This window comes from Photobacterium proteolyticum (assembly GCF_001939735.1).
Classification (GTDB): domain Bacteria; phylum Pseudomonadota; class Gammaproteobacteria; order Enterobacterales; family Vibrionaceae; genus Photobacterium; species Photobacterium proteolyticum.
This window is the reverse complement of record NZ_MJIL01000030.1, coordinates 1-7,568: the sequence shown is the minus strand read 5'-3', so window position 1 is coordinate 7,568 and position 7,568 is coordinate 1. Positions and strand designations below refer to the sequence as shown.

The following is a 7,568-nucleotide window of genomic DNA, read 5'->3' as shown; positions in this document are numbered from 1 at the left end:
GGTTTTACTTTTGGCGAAGCAAATTATAACTCTTTACCATGCTGTTCAAAAAACACTCACGAAAGATCAACACGCCCTAGAGATTCTAACGATAGTAAAACATATTGGGTTTACTATCCTAGATATCGTGCTGGGCGGATAAATGACATCGGCAAAGTTAGATTGAGATAATGCATGCCGCTGATTGGCATAACAAAGGCATCAAGGTGACGCTTTACACTCGGCATTTTTGGTTCGGAGTGTATCTGGTTTGGTAATTTCAGCGTTGGCGCACCTTATGCCCAGCGTTATAACTCAAGGAGGAATAGATGGAACCATTGCGGTTGGACATAACCGATGAAGATGTCACTGATTCAACAAGAATATATCGATATTTTTCATTTGAAGCCTTTGTTAACTTAATTGAAATGGACAAGTTAACTTTTGCTAAAGTTACCACTTGGGAAGATCCTTGGGAGAATATCCTGTCAAATTATGAGCTTCATATTGGTGAAAAGGTGAGTGCATCCTTTTACAGTGCAGATCAGCACTTCTTTGGTCAATGCTGGACTTTAAAACAAGAATCAGATGCTATGTGGCGTATCTATTCACCAAATAAGTGTGGTGTAAAAGTAGCATCAACAGTAGGAAAATTGAGGAAACTTACTGGTGTACGCCGTGTTGGTGTGTCTAAGGTCAGGTATTTCAAAGATATAGACGAATTAATGCACATGGTGCAACAAGATGATAGCCGGGGATATACGACGAGATATAAAAGAGTCGACTTTTCCCATGAAGAAGAAATTAGGATTCTAGTCCATCCTCAGGACTCTACAGACGGAGACTTCCACGATAATACTCATGTAAATTTGGCAATGCCAATAACTGAGTTCTTAGACCAAATTCAAATTGATCCGAGAGCACCTGCGTGGGTTGAAAATATGGTCAAATCGTACTGCAATCGCATGTTAGCAGACACAAATGTAATTAAGTCTGATCTGTACACTAAACAACTAAAAGGTAAGTTCGTACGCAAGTATGAGTTAGCAGAAAAATCTGTGCCGTGGAGTGAGTTATAACAAGGCAATCAAGGTGATGCGTTACACTCGGCGGTTTTGGTGCGGAGTTCGGTGCGCTTTGCTGGATTAGTGGGGCACACCTTATTGCAGGCGTTATGCTTCCGAGTTACCTTTGGTTTTGCTCTGTTTAAATTTGACACTCTGAAGTGTCATACATCTGGAAATATATGGAACTAATCTATACACCACCAATATCAGGAAAGTTGATATATATAACACTTGCTATCACATTTGTTTTTACCCTTTATTTATCACGAAAAGTACAAGGTGCAAGTTGGAAAGATAAGGTGGGAGGAGGTCTCTTTGCATTTATGCTGTTCATTATGCAGGTTGATGCAAAGGAAAGGATGGATGAGATTCAGGCAGTAAATGAATCTAATTGCTCAATTAAAGGATGCGTTGTTTTAGTCGGAAAAGTAGATAGGTTTAAAAGTTATAAGGACATTCTCTTTAAAAACTATTTAACAAATGAATTTTATCTTGATGGTCATAAGTTTAAATTTCACAAAGGTGAAGATGCTTTTGAATATACAACGATAGTCGAAGAAGGCGGGGTTTTCGAGAGAAATTCCGGGCCATACAAGCTTTATTTATATAAAGGTAAAATAGTAAAAATTTGGAGATTGAGAGATTCCAAGTGATTTTAAGGTTCACTTTTATGTACAGTGAGAATTTTAAGCATAACAAGGCAATTAAGGTGACCCGTTACACTCGGCGGTTTTGGTATGAAGTTCGGTGTGCTTTGTTGGTTTAGCGTGGGGCACCTTATTGCAGGCGTATGGCGCAGGGGCGTACAGGCAACGTGGCTGTCGTCTTATTGCCGGCGGGCCGTGCTTAGTTGCTAGTGAATCTCAGTTTTCCAGCTCTGTTATGGTGATGGTAGTTCTCAAGGAAAATAGACAATTGTGGTTTCTGTACGCAACCGCCCGATTGGCGTTTTGAGGTGGCTTCTTTCTTTTGTCCAATTGGCTCCTGCACTTGTGTTGATTCCCTTCATTTTCGTTGGGTCGAGGCTTAGCAGCTAGCAAGCCGTAGTTTTCCAATCCTGTTATGATGCTGGGTGTTTGCAATGAAAATCGGCATTGTTGGTTCCAGTCCGCAGCACGCTCGATTGTCGTTTAGTACTCGCTGCTTTTTCCTTAAGCACCGATTCACACTGATAGAAGAGAGCAGTCCGTTCTTCTTCTGAATAAATCCTGCTCAAATTCCCATCAAAAAAATTCAGGTTTCTGTTATAGCTACCTGAAATAAATCACAAAATTGCGATCTCTCAACTTCCCGTTTATTAAGTGATGTATGATGCATGAATCATATGGCAGGTGAATAATTCTGTTCGGCGGTAGCGTGCCTGATGTTTGTATTGGATCCCTTGAGTGCGCCATACAAGGCAATCAAGGGTGATGCGTTACACTCGGCGGTTTTGGTATGAAGTTCAGTGCGCTTTGCTAGTTCAGTGGGGCACACCTTATTGCAGGCGTTACTAGACTAGGTTGAGTTCTTTTTGTGTACTTAACTCCGCAGTCGCTGTGAGTTGGTCAATTCCAGATAAATTCGTATGCAGTTAGAATCGTTCGTCGTTCATAGCGGCTTCTTATTTTTAAACGTCTCAACTGTTTGCGTGAATGTTCACTGGTCACCGCGCCAACTTCTGTATTGGGTTTTAACCATGGTTCGGCCGTGGCGGTTGATACTCCGTGTTCTCACCAGTTCTTAAATTTCTCAGCTATTGCCGCACCATTATCGAGGATAGCCGCTTTCAATATTGTGGTCGGTGCGTTGGCAGGGAAGTGGTTACATTTTGGTGGTTGTCGTAAGCAGTAAAATTGTGGGCGATGTTCGCGGCTTTAGTTTGGGCTGCCTTTTTATCAATATTGGCGAGCGTTTCGGGTTCATCTTTTCTAGGTAAACCATAGTGCTAACATCATCGTAGCCGCTATTTTGTGGGTAAATGCGCAGTGATTTTTGTGGTTATAGTTTTGAATTTGTCTGCCTTGAATGGGGTGTTTGTCGCGCTTAATCAGCGTACTTTTTCATTTCACTTCATCATGGCAGGCAAGCTGCTTAAGCTAAGTCGATAGGCCTAGTAACAAAGGCATTAAGGTGACGCCTGACACTCGGCGGTTTTGGTTTGAAGTGTATTTGGTTTTGTAAGTTCAGCGTTGGCGCACCTTATGCCAAGGCGTTATATTCCCAAGGAAAACATGAATAAGATTGAACGAAAGTTAAAAGAAAATCGAAATCGTAGAGCCAGAGAATCTCTGCTTTCGTTGCTTCCTGGATCATTCGGAAGTTATCTAGAAAATGTTGAATTCTCTAGTGATGAAATTTGTCTGCGCTATGCAGCTTTCTCAACTTGGGATCAGGAATCGGACTGTCAGACTACTACCAGAGGTTCAATTGAAAGCTGGAAAAATTATACTTTTCAGGATTGGAGTGATCTTATTGATGCACTAAGAAGGCTTCCATCTGAAGAGTATACTGGCTGGTTATTCTTTGATATCGACGGCCCATATTACAAGGTTAAATTTTCAGAATTACTTCTCTTCCTAAATGAGCTTGAATTATTCACTACTGAAAATGACAAATTCGACTTTGGATGGGTTGGTACAGAGCTAGATTGTGGCATTATTGCAGAGTTTAACCACACATCGTTTTGTAGAAATGATTTTGAGTTAAGTGTTTGGGGAATATAACAAGGCAATCAAGGTGACCCGTTACACTCGGCGGTTTTGGTATGAAGTCCAGTGTGCTTTGCTAGTTCAGTGTGGGGCACCTTATTGCAGGCGTTATCTGCTGTCTAAATCGGAGGGATTGTGGTAAGAAAAAGTTGGAAATTAGAAGATGCTCAAGCTATTGCTGATGAGTTTCCGTATACGTTTTATAAGCCTTCAAAAGAAGTGATTTTAAAGCTTCGCCCTGGAAATCAGGCTAAGCTAATTTTTGAGTTTGACTCTCAGGATCCGGAAGCCCCAAGGGCCGAAAGAATGTGGGTAGAAATCACTAGCGTAACTGAACATGGCTTTACTGGTTATTTAGACAATTACCCTGAATATATCCAAGACCTTAAGTACAAAGATCCAGTCGATTTTCAGGCATGCCATATCATCGATACAGACATAGATGACCCAGTTCCGTCAATTACAGACAAGTATATTAAGCGCTGCTTCGTTACAAATAATATTCTCCATGAAGGAAAGCCTGTTGGTTACCTGTACAGGGAGGAACCGGATTATGACGATGATAGTGGTTGGCGAATTACAACTGGCACGGAAACAGATGAGTATATGGATGACCCGAAAAATACCTCATATGTGTCTTTAGGTGCTGTTTTACGTGAAGATGATAGTATTATTGCACTTCTTGAATATAAAGCTGGAGTCGCTTTCGCCAAGGATACAAACGGTAACTTTATCGAACTGGATTAAGCAGATAACAAAGCAATCAAGGTGACCCATTACACTCGGCATTTTTGGTATGAAGTTCGGTGTGCCTTGTTAGTTCAGTGCGGGGCACCTTATTGCAGGCGTTATATGGCAAATAGAGTTAAGTATGTATGAATAATTCAGAAAATTTTAAATTAGTTTGGTGGGGTATACTCGTAATTGTAATGGGTGTTTATCTGTTTGGTCGTTATGATGCGTTGATCGAAGGTAAACCATCATATTTCGATACAGTGGTATTTATAGTATGGGTTGGTGTATGTCTTGCTCCTATCTTCAAAGAAATGAATCTTTTTGGTATGAAATTAAAGCAAGACATTGATGATTTAAAGAAGGATATGAACTATCAATTCAATATGATGAAAACAGAAATAAAATCATCAATTGAAGTTTCATCAGCAAATAATAATCAAATATACGTTGGGTCAAGTCCTATTCCTCCCGAAGATTCTGAAATTGCGGATATTAAACAGACTCTGGATGATGTACTGCACAGAATGGGCATTGCAACTGAAAATAACAATAACGTAATGCAGTTTGATGTTAATAATTTACCTGTAGATATGTTCAAAGTTAGGTTTTCATTTGAAAAATTATTGAGAGACAACTTATCCAGTTACTCTGAGAAAAATAGACCTACACCTATAGGAAAAATGCTTAATAATTTAATAAGCATGGGTGTCTCTAAAGATATTGTTTTCGGTGTAAAAGAAGTTATTTCAATTTGTAATTATGGTATTCACGGAGAGGAGCTAACTGAAACACAAATAGACTTTGTGCAAGAATCTGCTCCATCTCTTCTTACAGCACTGAAAAATGAGCTGCGTAAAGCCATATAACAAAAACATCAAGGTGACGCATTACACTCGGCGGTTTTGGTATGGAGTTCGGTGCGCTTGTTAAGTTTATCGTGGCGCACCTTATGTTAGGCGTTATGTTTTTATTATAGATAAGTGGAAGTATGAATAATCAAAAAAAACTAAAGAAATATACAGACTCATTTATAAAAGGTTTGCTTCCTTACTTAAAAAAAGGGTTGCATATTTCAGCAAAGATCCATCCTGCCAATACTAATGGGGCGATAATTGAGTTTGAGATACAAGAACAGAAAAGATCTGAAATAAAGGTCCTAGAAACTGTGCCTTCGATAAATACAACACTTGAACGAATAGACCAGCGAATGATTGGTGGCAATATTCAAGGAGTAACATTCTTAGGTACTAATGTATACATGGATGGCCAGCGGATTGTGATTATCAAAGGAGAGGATGACTTTAATCACTGGAGCAACAGTGCAGTTACTGAAGACATAAATAGAATCGTATCTCCGAAAGGGGGCTCTAAATGAGTGCTCAGGAATTACGGCAAGATGAAACTAGGGGATCTCTTGATAGTCGAGTTTTAGCCTTAGAGATGAACTCCAATAACCGCTGGGAAACATGGTTTGGTAGAAATCCCGGTATTGTTTTAGGTTCACTTATAGCTGCTATGTGCACTGGATTTTGGGTTTATCATACATGGCAGGTTGAAAGGATTGATAAAAAACATCAAGAAGAATTAACTAGAATAACTAAAGAAAATGACTCTCGAATTCTATGGTTAAAAGAGCAACACAAATTGACAAGTCAAGCAGACAAGGACAAGTGTGATATAGAAGTATCAAAACTTAAGTCCAAATTATTGTCCCAAAGTGATCTTGCTAATCAAAACATAACAAAGCCATCAAGTTGACGCCTGACACTTGGCATTTTGGGTTTGAAAGTTCAGTGCGTGTGGTGAGTTGGTCATTTGCGCAACTTATGGCAGGCGTTATGCCTAGTAATCTTATCCAGGCGACATTGAAATTGAAAATATAAGGGTGAAGCGTGCTTCTGAGTATTTTAGACTTCCTGTTCACAATTGGTGGTATTGGTGTTTTGATCTCGATTATAGCCTTTATCGCTATGATGATATTTGCAAAACGACTGAACCCTAAAATTATTCTTATGATGATTGCTATCTTCGTAGTAACACTTTCCGTTACCTTTACTTTTCCAAGTATTGCTCGCTCAGAGTTACGTGCGAAGCTCTCTCAAGAGATTATCAGCTCAACATCAGATGGACACATTAACCGAGATGAGACTGTCGCAGCACTAAAACAGATATCGTATGTTCAGGGTACAAACTCGCATTCACTTCAACGGTTTGGTTTTACAATTCAAACTGCTGAAGAGGTCATTTATTTAGAGTTGGCTAGAGACTCTAACGATAGTAAAACATATTGGGTTTTCTATCCTAGATATCGTGCTGGGCGGCTAAATGGTATCGGTAAAGTTAGATTGAAGTAGTGTCAGCCGCTGATAGGCATAACAAAGCAATCAAGGTGACCCGTTACACTCGGCGGTTTTGGTATGAAGTTCGGTGTGCTTTGGTGGTTTAGCGTGGGGCACCTTATTGCAGGCGTTATGGCGCAAGGGCGAACAGGCAACGTGGTGGTCGTTTGCTGTTCAGTGAGTCAAGCTTAGCAGCTACTGAGTCGTTCCTTTTAGGCGATATATCTGAACGCTTTCTGGTATAACGAACTGCGGCATTGATTGGTTTTGTTCGCAGCACGCTTGATTTTACGACAGCATACGCTGTTGGGTACTCCAGAAACTTCATCGAAAGGTAACTATCAATTTTGGCTTTAGGTTATCAAATTTCAATTCTTCGCAATTTTCTCCGTTAACTCTGATTTCTACTTGATAGTAAAGAGCTTTTCTTTCCTAAGTTAAGCATAAATTGGTTAAACAAATCATAAAGTAACGATTACTATCCTGCATGTTTGCGGGTTGTTGCGTATGATATTCAGCTATCGAGCAGGAAGCACTGTAGCGGTAGCGTGCATGATGGTTGGGTAGTGTGCTTTAAGCGCGCCATAACAAGGCAATCAAGGTGACCCGTTACACTCGGCAGTTTTGGTTTGAAGTTCTGTGTGCTTTGTTAGTTTGGTGCGGGGCACCTTATTGCAGGCGTTAACTGCTTAAGTGTCAGATAAAGCGGCAATTATGCCGCATTCTGTTATTTGCATGTACCAGGGGCACGGCATGCA

8 protein-coding genes are annotated in these 7,568 nt (G+C 40.2%); all 8 read left to right on the top strand.

The window, feature by feature from the left end; translation table 11 throughout:
- Positions 1–308: 308 nt before the first annotated feature.
- Complete coding sequence (locus tag BIT28_RS00460) at positions 309–1,058, top strand: hypothetical protein (RefSeq protein WP_075761678.1); 750 nt, start codon at positions 309–311, stop codon at positions 1,056–1,058.
- A gap of 167 nt (positions 1,059–1,225) precedes the next feature.
- Complete coding sequence (locus BIT28_RS00455; protein WP_075761677.1) at positions 1,226–1,699, top strand: hypothetical protein; 474 nt, start codon at positions 1,226–1,228, stop codon at positions 1,697–1,699.
- A 1,560-nt stretch (positions 1,700–3,259) separates the two neighbouring features.
- Positions 3,260–3,751: a hypothetical protein gene (locus BIT28_RS00450; protein ID WP_075761676.1), complete on the top strand. Its 492-nt coding sequence runs from the start codon at positions 3,260–3,262 to the stop codon at positions 3,749–3,751.
- A gap of 120 nt (positions 3,752–3,871) precedes the next feature.
- A complete protein-coding gene (locus tag BIT28_RS00445) occupies positions 3,872–4,483 on the top strand; it encodes an immunity protein Imm33 domain-containing protein (protein ID WP_075761675.1) in 612 nt (203 codons plus the stop codon).
- Between the two features lie 128 nt (positions 4,484–4,611).
- Positions 4,612–5,337 carry a hypothetical protein gene (locus tag BIT28_RS00440; protein ID WP_075761674.1) on the top strand — a complete coding sequence of 242 codons (726 nt, stop codon included), beginning with the start codon at positions 4,612–4,614 and terminating at the stop codon, positions 5,335–5,337.
- A gap of 122 nt (positions 5,338–5,459) precedes the next feature.
- Positions 5,460–5,846, top strand: a complete 387-nt coding sequence (locus BIT28_RS00435) for a hypothetical protein (RefSeq protein ID WP_075761673.1) — start codon at positions 5,460–5,462, stop codon at positions 5,844–5,846.
- The gene (locus tag BIT28_RS00430; protein WP_075761672.1) at positions 5,843–6,229 is read left to right on the top strand and encodes a hypothetical protein; all 387 of its coding nucleotides are present in this window, start codon (positions 5,843–5,845) and stop codon (positions 6,227–6,229) included. Before BIT28_RS00435 ends, BIT28_RS00430 begins: the two co-directional genes overlap by 4 nt.
- A 134-nt stretch (positions 6,230–6,363) precedes the next feature.
- Complete coding sequence (locus BIT28_RS00425; protein WP_075761671.1) at positions 6,364–6,825, top strand: hypothetical protein; 462 nt, start codon at positions 6,364–6,366, stop codon at positions 6,823–6,825.
- The last annotated feature ends 743 nt before the right edge of the window (positions 6,826–7,568 follow it).